The organism is Terriglobales bacterium, assembly GCA_035624455.1.
In the GTDB taxonomy this organism is placed as follows: Bacteria; Acidobacteriota; Terriglobia; order Terriglobales; family Acidobacteriaceae; genus DASPRM01.
In genome coordinates, this window is sequence record DASPRM010000004.1 from 1 (window position 1) to 13,642 (window position 13,642).

The 13,642-nt window shown below is 57.8% G+C and carries 11 protein-coding genes; 2 read left to right on the top strand and 9 right to left on the bottom strand.

Annotated features, from left to right (window positions below; genetic code table 11):
• From VEG30_00315 to VEG30_00335, 5 genes are all read right to left on the bottom strand, one after another.
• A complete protein-coding gene (locus VEG30_00315) occupies positions 1 to 1,083 on the bottom strand; it encodes a chemotaxis response regulator protein-glutamate methylesterase (GenBank protein ID HXZ78343.1) in 1,083 nt (360 codons plus the stop codon).
• Positions 1,084 to 1,160: 77 nt separating this feature from the next.
• On the bottom strand, positions 1,161 to 1,730 hold the full coding sequence (locus tag VEG30_00320; GenBank protein HXZ78344.1) for an acetate uptake transporter: 570 nt from the start codon (positions 1,728 to 1,730) through the stop codon (positions 1,161 to 1,163).
• Between the two features lie 171 nt (positions 1,731 to 1,901).
• Positions 1,902 to 3,833, bottom strand: a complete 1,932-nt coding sequence (locus VEG30_00325; GenBank protein ID HXZ78345.1) for a PAS domain-containing methyl-accepting chemotaxis protein — start codon at positions 3,831 to 3,833, stop codon at positions 1,902 to 1,904.
• An 11-nt stretch (positions 3,834 to 3,844) separates the two neighbouring features.
• Complete coding sequence (locus tag VEG30_00330; GenBank protein ID HXZ78346.1) at positions 3,845 to 4,321, bottom strand: chemotaxis protein CheW; 477 nt, start codon at positions 4,319 to 4,321, stop codon at positions 3,845 to 3,847.
• A gap of 12 nt (positions 4,322 to 4,333) precedes the next feature.
• Positions 4,334 to 6,697, bottom strand: coding sequence for a chemotaxis protein CheA (locus VEG30_00335; protein ID HXZ78347.1), 2,364 nt, complete (start codon positions 6,695 to 6,697; stop codon positions 4,334 to 4,336).
• 586 nt (positions 6,698 to 7,283) lie between these two features.
• Between VEG30_00335 and VEG30_00340 the strand changes: the two genes are divergently transcribed.
• Positions 7,284 to 8,408 carry an efflux RND transporter periplasmic adaptor subunit gene (locus VEG30_00340; GenBank protein HXZ78348.1) on the top strand — a complete coding sequence of 375 codons (1,125 nt, stop codon included), beginning with the start codon at positions 7,284 to 7,286 and terminating at the stop codon, positions 8,406 to 8,408.
• The gene (locus VEG30_00345; protein HXZ78349.1) at positions 8,408 to 11,491 is read left to right on the top strand and encodes an efflux RND transporter permease subunit; all 3,084 of its coding nucleotides are present in this window, start codon (positions 8,408 to 8,410) and stop codon (positions 11,489 to 11,491) included. The genes VEG30_00340 and VEG30_00345 overlap by 1 nt, the downstream gene beginning before the upstream one ends.
• 56 nt (positions 11,492 to 11,547) lie before the next feature.
• On the opposite strand, the gene hypB is transcribed toward VEG30_00345, so the two are convergent.
• The 4 genes from hypB to VEG30_00365 form a co-directional block, all read right to left on the bottom strand.
• Complete coding sequence (gene hypB / locus VEG30_00350; GenBank protein ID HXZ78350.1) at positions 11,548 to 12,228, bottom strand: hydrogenase nickel incorporation protein HypB; 681 nt, start codon at positions 12,226 to 12,228, stop codon at positions 11,548 to 11,550.
• Entirely contained in the window at positions 12,225 to 12,572 is a 348-nt protein-coding gene (locus VEG30_00355; protein HXZ78351.1) for a hydrogenase maturation nickel metallochaperone HypA, read from the bottom strand. The genes hypB and VEG30_00355 overlap by 4 nt, the downstream gene beginning before the upstream one ends.
• A gap of 254 nt (positions 12,573 to 12,826) precedes the next feature.
• A complete protein-coding gene (locus VEG30_00360; protein HXZ78352.1) occupies positions 12,827 to 12,994 on the bottom strand; it encodes a hypothetical protein in 168 nt (55 codons plus the stop codon).
• A gap of 11 nt (positions 12,995 to 13,005) precedes the next feature.
• Positions 13,006 to 13,464 carry an organic hydroperoxide resistance protein gene (locus tag VEG30_00365; protein HXZ78353.1) on the bottom strand — a complete coding sequence of 153 codons (459 nt, stop codon included), beginning with the start codon at positions 13,462 to 13,464 and terminating at the stop codon, positions 13,006 to 13,008.
• Positions 13,465 to 13,642 lie beyond the last annotated feature (178 nt).

Sequence of the window (13,642 nt, forward strand, 5' to 3'; positions counted from 1 at the left end):
TTACGTTCGCACGATCGGGTGCGCCAGCAAGCCTTTTGCCCTGCCTGCAGAGACGCGCCGCACGATCTCTTGACCGAGCTCCGCTAAGGGACAGATCTTGTCCACGCATTGCAAACTCACCACCGCTCCGGGCATGCCCCAGACGACCGAGGAAGCTTCATCCTGCACCAAGACTTGCCCGCCGGCTTCGCGGATATGGGTGGCTCCACGGGCGCCATCGGAGCCCATGCCGGTCATGACTACGGCAAGCACACCTGGGCCATAGCTGCGGGCCACAGAGCGAAACAGGACATCGACGGCGGGGCGGCAGGAGTTTTCCGGTGGGTCCTGGTTTAGTTCCAAAACACTCTTCAGCCCCTTGCGGACCACGGTCATATGGAAATCACCCGGCGCGATCCAGACCTGCCCAGCTTCCAGCTGCCGTCCCGCTTCCGCCTCCCGCACCGGAATCCGCGATCGTGCATTCAATCGTTCTGCCAGCAGGCGGGTAAACAGCGGGGGCATGTGCTGCACCACCACCGCCGGCACCGGCAGATTCTCAGGCAGCCGGGGAATCACCTCGGCGAGTGCGTTGGGGCCGCCAGTCGAACTCCCAATGGCGAGAATCTCGATCCGGCTGGTGGCAGTTGGCCGTCTGCCAGGGGAAGTGGATCGAGGTCCCGCGACGGCATGGGCTTCGCGCTTGGCCAGGGCGAGAATCTTCCGGCACAGTTCGCAGCGGATCTGCTCCATTGCGTTGGCCAGGCTTTCGCTGTCGCTCGGTTTAGTAACGTAATCGGAAGCGCCCATCGACAGGGCTTCGAGAGTGATGGCAGCCCCTCTTTCCGTTAATGTGCTGAACATGATGACCGGCAGCTTGGGGTAATTTTTGCGGATCTCCTTGAGAGTCTCCATGCCGTTCAGGCCCGGCATTTCGATGTCTAGCGTAATCACGTCGGGGTTCAATTGAGGGATCTTGGCCAGAGCAATGCTGCCGCTGGAGGCGGTTCCTGCCACCTGGAGTTCGGGACTGCCTCCCAGGGCATCGCACAAGAGCTTGCGGACCACTACGGAACCATCCACGATCAGAACTCGAGTCTGCATACCTGCCACCGCACGCGCAGCCAACAGATGGCAGTGCGCAGGCGGGCTCAGGCTGCGATCTGCGCACCACCAGTTTCTTAGCTAATGATGGGCTTGCCCAAAGGCAATACTTCTTTGCTGAAGGTGCCGTTCACCATTTCGGCAAATGAAACATAGAGTGCAGCCAGACCCGTCGCCAGACCCATCACCCCGCCAAGTGTTTTTCCCCTCGTCCATCCAAAGTCGGCGGCCGCGAGCAGGAAGAACGTAATCCACAGCAGTAGGAATGTAAGGAAGACGCCTTTGTTGGCCTTAAATGTACAAATCCACATGTAGCCGGAAAACACTCCCCACATCAACAACGTGGCACCCACTCCCACGGCGGCGGGTGGCTTGAGCCAGCCTGCCCCGACGGTCCAGATCAGCAGGGAGTACCAGCACCAGAAGGTCCCATAAGCGGTGAATGCAACCGTTCCAAACGTGTTCCCATTCTTGAATTCCAGTGCTCCGGTGATTAACTGGGCTAAACCGCCAACGGCAAACGCCAAAGGAACTACCGCCGGGATTGCCTCCTTTGGCAGGACTCCTGCGTTGATGCACGATAAAACTACGGTGGTTACTCCAAAAGCGGCGAGCCCCAGTGGCGCGGGATTCGCAACTTTCGGCATGCTCGGTGGAACCTCTAATGTTGGTTTCGCAATTGAGGCCATCGGATACGTCTCCTTCATGGCGAATATGAAGTCAGTGCGTCCTATAGTGTGACCGGGGCTTCCTGCGGCGATGGACGCTGGAGTCACGCCACCGCATGTGAGTGGAAACCCGGGTTCCGATCATGCTTGCTATTGACAATTCAATTGTCGGACCAGGGCGCCCAAATCATTGGACATCTTGGCCAGAGCCTGAGCCGCTTTCAGCGAGTCGTTGGCTCCCTGGCTGGTGCTCTTGGCGGCTTCCGCGACCCCCCCGATATTCTTGGTGATCTCGCCTGACCCCTTTGCGGCTTCCCCGACATTGCGCGCCATCTCGTTGGTGGTGGCATTCTGTTCTTCCACCGCGCTGGCGATGGTGTTGGAGATGTCGTTGACCTGCTTGATCACCTCGCTGATCTGGCTGATCGCCACCACCGCGTTCTTGGTATCGGCCTGAATGGCTTCGATCTTGCGGCTGATATCTTCGGTGGCCTTGGCCGTCTGCTTGGCCAGCTCTTTCACTTCGTTGGCCACTACCGCGAAGCCTTTCCCCGCCTCCCCCGCACGAGCCGCCTCGATGGTGGCATTCAGCGCCAGCAGGTTCGTCTGTTGTGCGATGGAAGTGATGACCTTGATCACCTGCCCGATTTCCGTGGAGGAATCGCCCAGCTTGGTGACGATCTGATTGGTCTCCTCCGCTACGCGCACGGCGCTGGTAGCAACCTTGGCAGACTCGTGGGCATTCTTGGCGATTTCCTTGATGCTAGCACTCATCTCTTCGCTGCCGGTTGCGACCGTCTGCAGGTTCTTGTTCACTTGCTCGGCGCTGGCCGAGACCACATTGGCTTGCGCCGAAGTCTCTTCCGCGTTCGCGCTCATCTGCTGGCTGGTGGCGGTGAGTTCTTCGGAAGCACTGGCCAGGCCCTGCGAAATCTGCTCGACTTCCTTCGCCGTTTTCACCCGTTGCGTGACGTCAGTGGCATATTTCACGACCTTAAAAGGACGGTTGTTCAGATCGAAGATTGGGTTGTACGACGCCTGAATCCAAACCTCTTTGCCGCCCTTGCCAATGCGCTTGTACTCCGCAGCCTGATACTCCCCACGATTCAGCTTCGCCCAGAATTCCTTATAGTCGGCACTGCGTCGATACTCCTCCTCCACAAACATGCTGTGATGCTTGCCCTTGATCTCCTCGAGCGTATAACCGAGCGCCTTGAGGAAGTTTTCATTGGCGGTGATGACCGTGCCGTCCATGTGGAACTCGATCACCGCCTGTGCCTTGTTGATGGCCGCGATCTGCCCCTGGTAGTCAGCATTCTGCAGCTTCTGCCTGGTGACATCTGTGGCATATTTCACGACTCTGAAAGGCCGACCCGCCTCGTCCAGGATGGGGTTGTACGACGCCTGGATCCAGACCTCTTTGCCGCCTTTGCCCAGCCGTTTGAACTCGTCAGCAACGAACTCGCCGCGATTCAACTTGGCCCAGAACTCTTTGTACTCGGGACTATGACGGTAGGCTTCTTCCACGAACATGCTGTGATGCTTGCCCTTGATCTCCTCGAGCGTGTAACTCAGAACCTGAAGGAAGTTCTGGTTGGCAGTAATGACGGTGCCATCCATCTGGAACTCAATCACCGCTTGCGATTTGGAGATGGCCGCGAGTTGCCCGTCTACGTCATTTTCGTGCAGTCTTTGCGCCGTGGCGTCCCAGCAAAATTGCATCACTTTCGACAGCCGCCGCTGCGAATCCAACATGGGGTAATAGGCCGCGTCGAGCCAGATCCTTCCGCCGTCTTTGCGCCGCGCTTTGTAACAACCGTGCTGACCAACTCCCTGCTGCAGGTTGCGCCACAACTGCTGCAATTCGGCCGTCGCGTCGAGAATTGTGGTGTATGGTTTGCCCTTGATCTCGTCCATGGTGTAGCCGGCAAGGTCAAGAAAGAGCTGATTACTGATAAGGAAGTGGCCGTCAGCGTCGAACTCAACGTAAGGCCGGGAATTGACGAAGCACTCCAGCTTCCTTGCGCTGTCGTTTCCGTTGTCGTCTTTGTGCAATTTTCTTGCTACCGAGGTCGCTGCCATTTGCTTTCTCCTTAATTAGTCGCGCCCGAATTTCTGCTGCGAATTTGCCGGACCACCCCCTCGCGATCCCCCACCGCCCGTTCCGTGTCCAGGACCAACATGAGCCGGTCCTGAAGCTTGTACACGCCCCGTACCAGGTCCTGAGCCGGTCCCTGCAATGTTTCCGGAGGACGCTCGAAGGTCTGCTCGTCGACTTCCAGCACGTCTCCGATTTCATCGACAAGGAAACTGACGGCACCGTCTTCCGTGCGCACCACGACGTTCATGGGCAGCGACGATTCCGGACGGTCCACTATTCCGAAGCGCCGGCGCAGATCAATAGCCATAACGATCTGCCCGCGCAGATTGATCAACCCCCGTATCACCGCCGGGACCAGCGGCACGCGCGTCATCTCCTGATACCGGATCACCTCCTGCACCTGTTGCACGGGCACGCCAAAGAACTGGTCTTGCAGGAAAAATGTGCAGAATTGCTGGTTGTTCGCCATGCCTTCCTCGGTTTACGCCAGCGCCGCAGCATAAGAGTGGCTGCTGGCCGCTGCGGCTATCAAGCCGGGCAGATCCAAAATGTCGGTCACTCGCTTCTGAATGACCGCCGAACCCAAAATTCCCTTGCGCCCCGACTGAGGCTGAAGCACAAAGGACTCTTCGACGATGTCGAGAATACGGTCCACCACCAGCCCTACGCTGCGCCCGTTGTGGGTATAGACGACTACCTGCAGGGATTCGCCTTGGTTGGTGATCTTCTTCTGGCGGCTGCTCTGAAGAATTTCGGAAACGTGAACCAGGGGCATGATGTGGCCGCGGTATTGCACGACTTCCTGGTCGGCGGCGATTTCGACGGCGTCGCGCGGAAATTCTTCCAGCCGCGCCACCAGCGAGAGATCAATCCCGATTCTTCCGCTCTCCCCATGCTGGAACAGAAGCACCGCAGCGCGCTGACAGGCGCCGGCGAGAGCATGCGACTGCTTTTCTTCCGACTCCACCACGGCCCGGTCGCGAACCTCGCCAATCACGCTGGCGTGCTGCGCCAGGCCGAGCACGTCGAGGATGAGCGCAACCTTGCCGTCCCCCATGATGGTGGCACCGGCGTAGGTGTTAATGCTTTTCAGCTGTTTGCTGAGCGGCTTGACCACGATCTCTTCGGTGTCGTTGATTTCGTCAACCACCAGCCCGAATTGCCGGTCATCGGCGCGCAAGACCACGATGCTGACGCTCTGCGCGTCCGCTTTCCCCGAAGCCGATGCCGCCGCTATCGGATCCACTTCCATTTCCGCCTTCAGTTCTTTCCTGAGGTAGACCAGGGGCAGCAGTTTTCCCCGCAGACGATATACGGGAGCGCCATTGACCAGTTCCAGGCCGTTGCGCGCCTGCTCCCCTTCGAGGCGCACCAACTCGAGCAGGCTGACTTGTGGAATGGCGTAGCGGTCGCCAGCGGTGGTTACGATGAGAGCGGGAATAATGGCCAGCGTGAGCGGGATCTTCATCCGCACCGTCGATCCCTGCCCGGGCCGGGATTGCACGTCTACCGTTCCACCGATCTTTTCAATGTTGGTTTTCACCACGTCCATGCCGACGCCGCGACCAGATACACTGCTGACTTTTTCCGCCGTCGACAAACCCGGAAGAAAAATCAGATTGGTAATCTCGCGCTCCGTCATCCGGGTAGCCTGATCGGGGTTGATCAAAGCCTTCTGGATCGCTTTATTGCGGATCTTCTCGTAATCCAGGCCGGCGCCGTCATCGGTAATTTCGATATTGACCTGCCCGCCCTCGTGAAAGGCTCGCAAGAACAGCCGTCCTTCGGGATCCTTGCCCGCCGCCCGGCGTACTTCCGGGGGCTCAATACCGTGATCGACCGCGTTGCGCACCAGATGCGTGAGAGGATCCTTGATCGCCTCGATGATGGTTTTGTCCAGCTCCGTCTCCTTGCCTTCCATCTCGATGCGGACCAATTTGCCGTAGGCCACAGCAATATCCCGGATCGTACGCGGGAACCTGCTCCAGACGTTGCCGATGGGCTGCATGCGGGTCTTCATCACGCTTTCCTGCAGTTCGGTGGTAAGCAGATTCAACCGTTGGCTGGTGCCCAGCAGCTCATTGTCCTGGCTGGAGTTGGTAAACTGCACGATCTGGTTGCGCAGCAACACCAATTCCCCCATCCGATTCATTAAGCGGTCGAGTTGGGCCACGTCCACGCGGATGGTGCTGTCGCTAGCGCTTTGGCCGCGGGCCTGTTGCTGCACCTTGAGCGCGTCCACCACGTCCTGCGGCTTCAACACGCCCTTCGCTACCAGAATCTCGCCTACGTGCCGCGGGTCGCCCGCGTTCTGCTGCGTCAAGGCTTCGATAACGTCGCTGGGCTCGGCCTTGCCGTGGTTGATGAGAATGTCCCCCAGGGTCGGCACCGTCGGGGATGAATTCCCCGGCTGCTCTTCTGTTTTTGCAGGCGCGGGCTCTGGAGCTGGACCTGATTCCGGCTTGGGCTCGAGCACTTGGTTTAGGGCTGCGATCAGTTCACGGTCGTCCCGCTCGCCCTCGTTTCCAGTGGTCTCGATGGTTTCCAGCATCTGGCGAACCGCATCTACCATGGCCAGCAGCGCGCTTGTAATCTCCGGATTCAAGGCGAGCAAGCCATCGCGCAATCGAGCCAGCAGACTCTCACCGATGTGGGTCAGAGCTTCGAGTTGATGGAAGGCCAAGAAGCCGGAGGTGCCCTTAATGGTGTGAATCGTTCGAAAAATGCTGGCCAGAGTCTCGCGGCTGCCAGGATTTTTTTCGAGAACGATCAGATCCTGATCCAGCCGGTCCAGATTCTCGTAACTCTCGACTAAGAACTCATTAATAATCTCGGCATTTTCCATAAGAAACTAATTTCGTCACGAGCAGGAGCATTGCCAAACCTTACCGGGCTATCCCGCTCGGGTGCTTTTGTCTCGGTTCGCTCCTACAAAGCGACGCAATGAATTGTCAGTGAGGAACTTCCGGGACGTACGTTGCCTTCATCGGTCGATGACGCGACGGACTTTAAATTAAGGAAAGGCGGTTGAAAGAGTGCTTTGCGGCTCGCGCGGGATCCGGCGTGAGAAAAGCTCGTCCCAGAAATTAATATCGGATGGGAATTTCCGGCGAGACGCTGACGCCCACCCCCTCAGTTCAATGGCCTCGATTTGACCGAGCCAGCGCGGCAAGACCTAAAAAAGAGATAAATTTTTCATCTTTATTCCTAAATAAGGAATCCCATAAGAAACACCGTTTGAGTCTGGGTGAGGCAGGCCGACTGATATCGGTGTCAGGGGTAGCGTAGCGATGCGTCCAGCAGGATTACGGAACCCTTGCTGAGGCGGGTCCCACCGTAGCACTCCAGAGAAAGCTTTGTCTGGAGGCGTGTCTTCGCAACCTTCGCTGCTCACTGACAGTCCAAAGTTTGTGTGGGGTACAGAAGGTTTTATGGCCAAAAGGATGGTCCTGATGTTAACCGTGGCGGCGGCGCTGCTCACGGGGCTTGGTTATTTCAAGATGCGGCAGGTTCAGGCGGCAGTGAAGGCCAATACCTTCCAGCCTCCGCCGGAAGCTATTACGACCATAGTGGCGAAACAGGATACTTGGCCCACTACTCTCAAGGTGGTCGGGACGATGGTGGCGGTGCATGGGGTAACTGTGAGTGCGGATCTGCCTGGGGTTGTAGATCGGATCAACTTCGAGTCTGGTAAGGCGGTCCGCGAGGGAGAGGTGCTGGTAGAACTTGACACCCGCCAGGAACGCGCCCAACTGGCCGCGAATGAGGCGCAGCGGGATTTGGCGAAAATCAACTATGCCCGCTACGAGCAACTGGCGAAAGCAGGCGTGATCTCGAAGATGGATTACGACAAGGCTACCGCCGATCAGAGGCAAACCGAGGCGAACGTTGCCGAGATCAAGGCCACCATCGAGCGCAAGACCATCAAGGCTCCCTTCTCCGGGGTGCTGGGCATCCGTCAGGTAAATCTGGGACAGTATCTGGCTGCGGGCGCCCCCATCGTGCCGCTTCAATCCTTAAATCCGATTTATGTGAACTTCAGTGTCCCGCAGGAGGTACTTGGTCAGATTCGAGTAGGACATTCCGTGCGGCTCACCACCGAGAATCTTGCCGGCCTGGAGTTCACGGGACGCGTAAACGCCATCGATTCGGTGGTCGATGAGGCTACGCGTAACGTTCAGATTCAAGCGACCCTGGCCAATCCGGAAGGAAAGCTGCGTCCCGGCATGTTTTCTCAGGTCGAGGTGGGAGTGGGAGCGCAGCAAACGGTGATTCCGCTGCCGGCATCGGCGATCAGTTACGCTCCGTTTGGGGATTCAGTCTTTATTGTTACGGATCTCAAGGACCCCAAGGGAAATACTTACCGCGGTGTGCGCCAGCAATTCGTGAAGGTCGCGGGCTCGCGCGGTGACCAGGTAGGTGTTATTTCCGGCCTCAAGCGAGGAGACGAGGTTGTGACCTCAGGAGTGTTCAAGTTGCGCAACGGCGCGGCGGTGGCAGTCAACAATAAGGTACAACCAGAAAACAATCCGAACCCCAGGCCTGAGGACAACTAGTGAAGTTTACGGACCTCTTTATTAAGCGGCCAGTTCTCGCAATTTGCGTGAACCTGGTGATTCTGATCGCGGGCCTTCAGGCCATCAGGTCGCTGAGCGTACGTCAGTATCCGCGCAGCGATATCGCGGAGGTGCAGGTCACCACGGTTTATACCGGAGCCAACGCTGACCTGGTGCGCGGATTCATCACGACTCCCCTGGAACGAGTGATCGCGAGCGCAGACGGCATCGATTACATGGAGTCGTCGAGCGCACAGGGCCTGAGCACGATCACCGTCCATCTCAAGCTCAACTACGATACCAACGCGGCGCTCACTCAAATTCAGGCGAAGGTGGCGCAGGTCCGAAATGATTTGCCGCCGGAGGCCGAGGCGCCGGTAATCGAGCTGCAAACCGCCGATAACCAATTTGCATCGATCTACCTGGGGTTTTCGTCCTCCGAACTGGATCAGAACCAGATCACCGATTACCTGACCCGTGTTGTTCAGCCTAAGCTGAGCGCGATCAGCGGCGTGCAGCGCGCCGATATTCTTGGCAAACGCACCTTTGCCATGCGCGTGTGGCTCAAGCCAGAGAAGATGGCAGCGCTCGGCATCTCCCCATCACAGGTGTGGGACGCGCTGGCGAACAACAACTATCTTTCTGCCCTGGGGCGGACCAAGGGCTCAATGGTTTCGGTGAACCTGGTAGCCAATACCAATTTGCGCACCGCGGAAGAATTTCGCCAGCTGGTGGTGAAGCAGGACAAAAGCACCATCGTTCGTTTAGGCGAGATTGCCGACGTGGTGCTGGGCGCAGAAACCTATGACGAGGATGTTCGCTTCAACGGGGAGGCCGCCACCTTCATGGGTATCTGGGTGCTGCCCACGGCGAACTCGCTCGAGGTCATTCAAAAGGTTCGAGAAGCGATTCCGGGGATTCGAGAGCAATTGCCGGCCGGTATGAAGGTGGGGATCCCTTACGATTCCACGGCCTATATTCAGGACGCGATCAAGGAAGTCTTGAGCACGCTGAGCGAGACCCTGTTGATCGTCATTGTGGTCATCTTCCTCTTCCTGGGCTCGTTCCGCTCCGTGCTGATCCCGATCGTCGCGATTCCCATCTCGCTGATTGGCGCTGTTTTCCTGATGCTGGTGGCGGGATTTACGATCAACCTGCTGACGTTGCTGGCGATCGTGCTTTCGGTCGGACTGGTGGTGGACGACGCCATCGTCATGGTGGAGAACGTAGAACGACATCTACACCAAGGCAAGACCCCCTTCCGCGCAGCGATTGACGCCGCCCGTGAGCTGGTGGGCCCGATCATCGCGATGACCATCACGCTCGCGGCGGTGTATGCCCCCGTCGGTATCCAGGGAGGATTGACGGGCGCGCTCTTCCGCGAATTTGCGTTTACTCTGGCGGGCGCCGTGGTGGTTTCCGGCATTGTCGCCTTGACTCTGTCGCCCATGATGGGCTCGAAGTTGCTGCGTGCCGGGGACACTGAGAAGGGTTTCTCCGGCTGGATCAATCGTCGTTTTGAGAGCGTGCGCAGGGCCTACGCGCGAACCCTCACGGGCACGCTGCAATACCGGCCGGTAGTTCTCGGTGTGTGGGTAATTGTCGCGCTGCTGATCGTTCCTTTCTACATGTTTTCGCAGCGCGAGCTGGCTCCGGCGGAAGACCAGGGAGTGGTCTTCGGTGTCGTGCAGGCATCGGCCAACTCAACCATTGATCAGACCAAGCTCTTCTCGACCCAGATCTATGACGTGTACCACTCTTTCCCCGAAAGCGAGAGCGTCTTTCAGATCATGGATCCCAACGGTGGCTTTGGTGGCATGGTGACCAAACCCTGGAGCCAGCGCAAGAGAACCGCGCAGCAACTGCTGGTGGCGTCGACGGGGCCCTTATCGAAGATTGCCGGGGTTCGCGTAATTCCGCTAACCCCACCCCCGCTGCCGGGCGGCGGGAATTTTCCCGTCGATTTCGTGATCGCTTCCTCAGCTGAGCCGCAGCAGCTCGTCCAGATCGCGAATCAGCTTGTGGCAAAGGCATTTGCCAGCGGGATGTTCATCTACGCTGACTCTGACTTGAAGTTTGACCAGCCGCAGGCCGAGGTTGTCTTTGACCGTGACAAACTGCGCTCGGAAGGCGTGGATCTGAGCCAGGTTGGCAAGGATCTTTCCACCATGCTCGGTGGAAACTACGTGAATCGGTTCAGCATCCAGGGGCAGAGCTATAAAGTGATTCCACAGGTCAAGCGCGTCGAGCGCTTGACGCCGGAACAACTTTCGCAGATCTACGTCAGAGGGGCGGATAACAAACTTGTCCCGCTGTCGACCTTTGCTTCGTTGAAGACGACCACGGAGCCGCGCGAGCTAAAGAAATTCCAGCAGCTCAATGCAGTGCGGATTCAGGGCGTAATCCCGCCAGGGGTCCCGCTCGATCAGGCACTGAGTTTTCTGGAGACCGAAGCCAAGAAGATGTTGCCGCAGGGCTTCAACATTGACTACGCGGGCGAGTCGCGTCAGCTGCGGGTGGAGGGAAGCAAGTTTCTTGGAACGTTCCTGCTATCGGCAGTCTTGATCTATCTTGTGCTGGCGGCGCAGTTCGAAAGCTTCCGCGATCCCTTCATTATTCTTGCCGGATCAGTGCCCCTGGCGATTTCTGGCGCGCTGTTGTTTTCGTTCCTGGGCTTCACGACGCTTAACATCTACAGCCAGGTGGGACTGATTACTCTGGTGGGTTTGGTGTCCAAGAATGGCATTCTGATCGTCGAATTCGCCAACCATCTGCAGGAGACAGGAAAGGAAAAGCTGGCTGCGGTGATCGAGGCGGCCACCACTCGTCTGCGCCCGATTTTGATGACCACCGCCGCTACCGTGGTCGGCCACTTCCCACTGGTGCTGGCCAAGGGTCCCGGAGCCGGCGCGCGCAACAGCATCGGCATCATGCTGGTCAGCGGCATGATCATTGGAACGATATTCACATTGTTCGTAGTGCCGTCGATTTACATGCTGGTGGCGCGACGACATGAGGGGCTGCCGTCAGAGGAACAGCGCTCCGAAGGCGATGTGCCCGAGCTGGCCGAGGCGGCGGTGTAAGAGGCGCGTCTGGCGATCTCTTCGCCGCAGTGATGGCAGTCACGAGGAGATAGGTCCTACACGGTGGGGGCCGATTCCAATGTGGAGCGCCGCTTCAGCAGGAATTGCTCAAATTCTGTAATGCCCTGCCCGGTGCGCACAGACACTTTCAGAACCGGCATGCCGGGGCGCACCAGTTGAATGTTCTGGATCAGCGCGTCGAGATCGAAGCCCAGCACATCAGTCAGATCCAGCTTGGTCACCAACGCTGCATCCGCGGTGTTAAAAATTGTCGGATACTTGAGCGGCTTGTCCTCACCTTCCGGAGTAGAAACGAGGACTATGCGCAGGTTTTCGCCCAGATCGAAGCTCGAAGGACACACCAGATTCCCAACATTCTCGATGAAAAGGAAATCGAATTCTTCCAGCGTCCAGGTTTCAACTGCTCTTTCCACCATGGTGGCATCGAGATGGCAAACCGTGCCGGTTGTGATCTGCTTTACTGGGGCACCGAAACGGGCCAAGCGGGCAGCATCATTTTCAGTCGCAAGATCCCCCACCAGGGCAGCAATCCGGTGATCACGGCCGAGGTCAGTGAGTACTCGTTCGAGGAGCGTAGTCTTGCCGGCGCCCGGACTCGAAACCAAACTAATCACCTGCACCCCGGCGCGGTGGAACCGGTCACGCAGGCGGCGGGCCACGAGATCATTCTCTTTCAGAATCTTGCGTCGAACCTCTACCATGCGTGGTTCGCTCATCCGTCAATCTCCATTCCGGTAATTTCTAATTCCTCGCCGTGAACCACGCGCGCGGCGAGTGCCCCACATTCGGCGCATATCAATATCGGAAATGATTCGATCGGCCGCTCTGATCCGCATGCGGAACAGAGGACCACGACGTCTACATCCTCGATGATTAGCCGGGATTTTGCCAGAGGCGTCTCCTCAGATGCGACCCCATAAGAAAACAGCAGTGCATCTTTATCCACACCTGAGAGCCTGCCGAGGCGGAGGTGTATTGCGGAAGCCTGCGAAATGCCCCGGCGCTGCATCTCTTCCAGCGCGCCATCCACGATGTTTAGAGCGATCGTGAGTTCGTGCATCCGCACGCCCTACATTGCTTTCATCCTGGTGTAGCGTTTGTCGCCGCGGAAATACACTAACGAATAAATAAGGGCAGCAAGACTGCCCCACTTCATCAACTTGCCTATAGCTGACATTGCTTTCTCCGGCTATGCCGGAGTTGCTCCTGTGCGGAAACGAATAATCATTTCCTCGATCACTATTCTCGCACCGTTCGGGCTCATCGTGTACTGCGTTCCGGGTTCGCCAACGCGGGGCAGCGCATCCACCAAAATCACCAGGCCCAGTGCTCCATGAGCGCGTACGCCAGGTCGCGCCGCGCGGTGATGAGCCAGCCATTTCCGTCCGGGTCCGTCAACGTGGCGAACGAGCGGTAGCGCGTGACCGGGCCTGGATGGCTGCCTCCAGCGCTGCGTGGTAACGACCGTCGCGTTTCGACCATCGCATTGCGGATCAAGCTACCTGTGTGGCGCCTCCGCTGTCGATCAAATTGGTCACAACGTTGATGTTGCCGTGGGTGGCTTTGGAATATGGACACTCCAAGTGTGCTCCCTCCACGAGTTTCTGGGCAACTTCGCGGTCTATACCTGGCAGGCTTACATTGAGACGAGCCTGAATGAAATAACCACCATTGGTTGTGCCCAAGTCCACTTCGGCGTCAACGGCAGCATCCACTGGCAGCCTGACTTTCATTCTGCCGGCGACGATCTTTATAGCCGACAGATAGCACGCTGACCAACCCACAGCGAACAACTGCTCTGGATTCGTACCGGTGCCGTGGGTTCCGGGAACCGAAAGCCTGACATCCAAGTGGCCGTCGGAGGTGCGCGATGCTCCTCCCTCCCGGCCACCTGTCGTGTGCGCTTTGGCGGTATAGAGAATTTTGTCGATGGGGGTTATGCCCTGTGTCATGGCGAGTTCTCCCTTATTTGAATTTGGTGGTGAAAGAACGCTTGATCAATGCACGACTCGCAATTCAAGTCAGAAATGCAGGGACGAAACTATCGGAAGGGTATGGATTCATACCTTCGCATGAGTTGACATGCCTCGCACCTGCCCGGATTCAACAAATTTCTTTGAGGATGCCGAA

Bases quoted from the DNA above. Each gene is read 5' to 3' on its own strand.
- VEG30_00315 (HXZ78343.1), bottom strand. From the start codon at position 1,083: ATGCAGACTCGAGTTCTGATCGTGGATGGTTCCGTAGTGGTCCGCAAG.
- VEG30_00320 (HXZ78344.1), bottom strand. From the start codon at position 1,730: ATGCCGAAAGTTGCGAATCCCGCGCCACTGGGGCTCGCCGCTTTTGGA.
- VEG30_00325 (HXZ78345.1), bottom strand. From the start codon at position 3,833: ATGGCAGCGACCTCGGTAGCAAGAAAATTGCACAAAGACGACAACGGA.
- VEG30_00330 (HXZ78346.1), bottom strand. From the start codon at position 4,321: ATGGCGAACAACCAGCAATTCTGCACATTTTTCCTGCAAGACCAGTTC.
- VEG30_00335 (HXZ78347.1), bottom strand. From the start codon at position 6,697: ATGGAAAATGCCGAGATTATTAATGAGTTCTTAGTCGAGAGTTACGAG.
- VEG30_00340 (HXZ78348.1), top strand. From the start codon at position 7,284: ATGGCCAAAAGGATGGTCCTGATGTTAACCGTGGCGGCGGCGCTGCTC.
- hypB (HXZ78350.1), bottom strand. From the start codon at position 12,228: ATGAGCGAACCACGCATGGTAGAGGTTCGACGCAAGATTCTGAAAGAG.
- VEG30_00355 (HXZ78351.1), bottom strand. From the start codon at position 12,572: ATGCACGAACTCACGATCGCTCTAAACATCGTGGATGGCGCGCTGGAA.
- VEG30_00360 (HXZ78352.1), bottom strand. From the start codon at position 12,994: ATGGTCGAAACGCGACGGTCGTTACCACGCAGCGCTGGAGGCAGCCAT.
- VEG30_00365 (HXZ78353.1), bottom strand. From the start codon at position 13,464: ATGACACAGGGCATAACCCCCATCGACAAAATTCTCTATACCGCCAAA.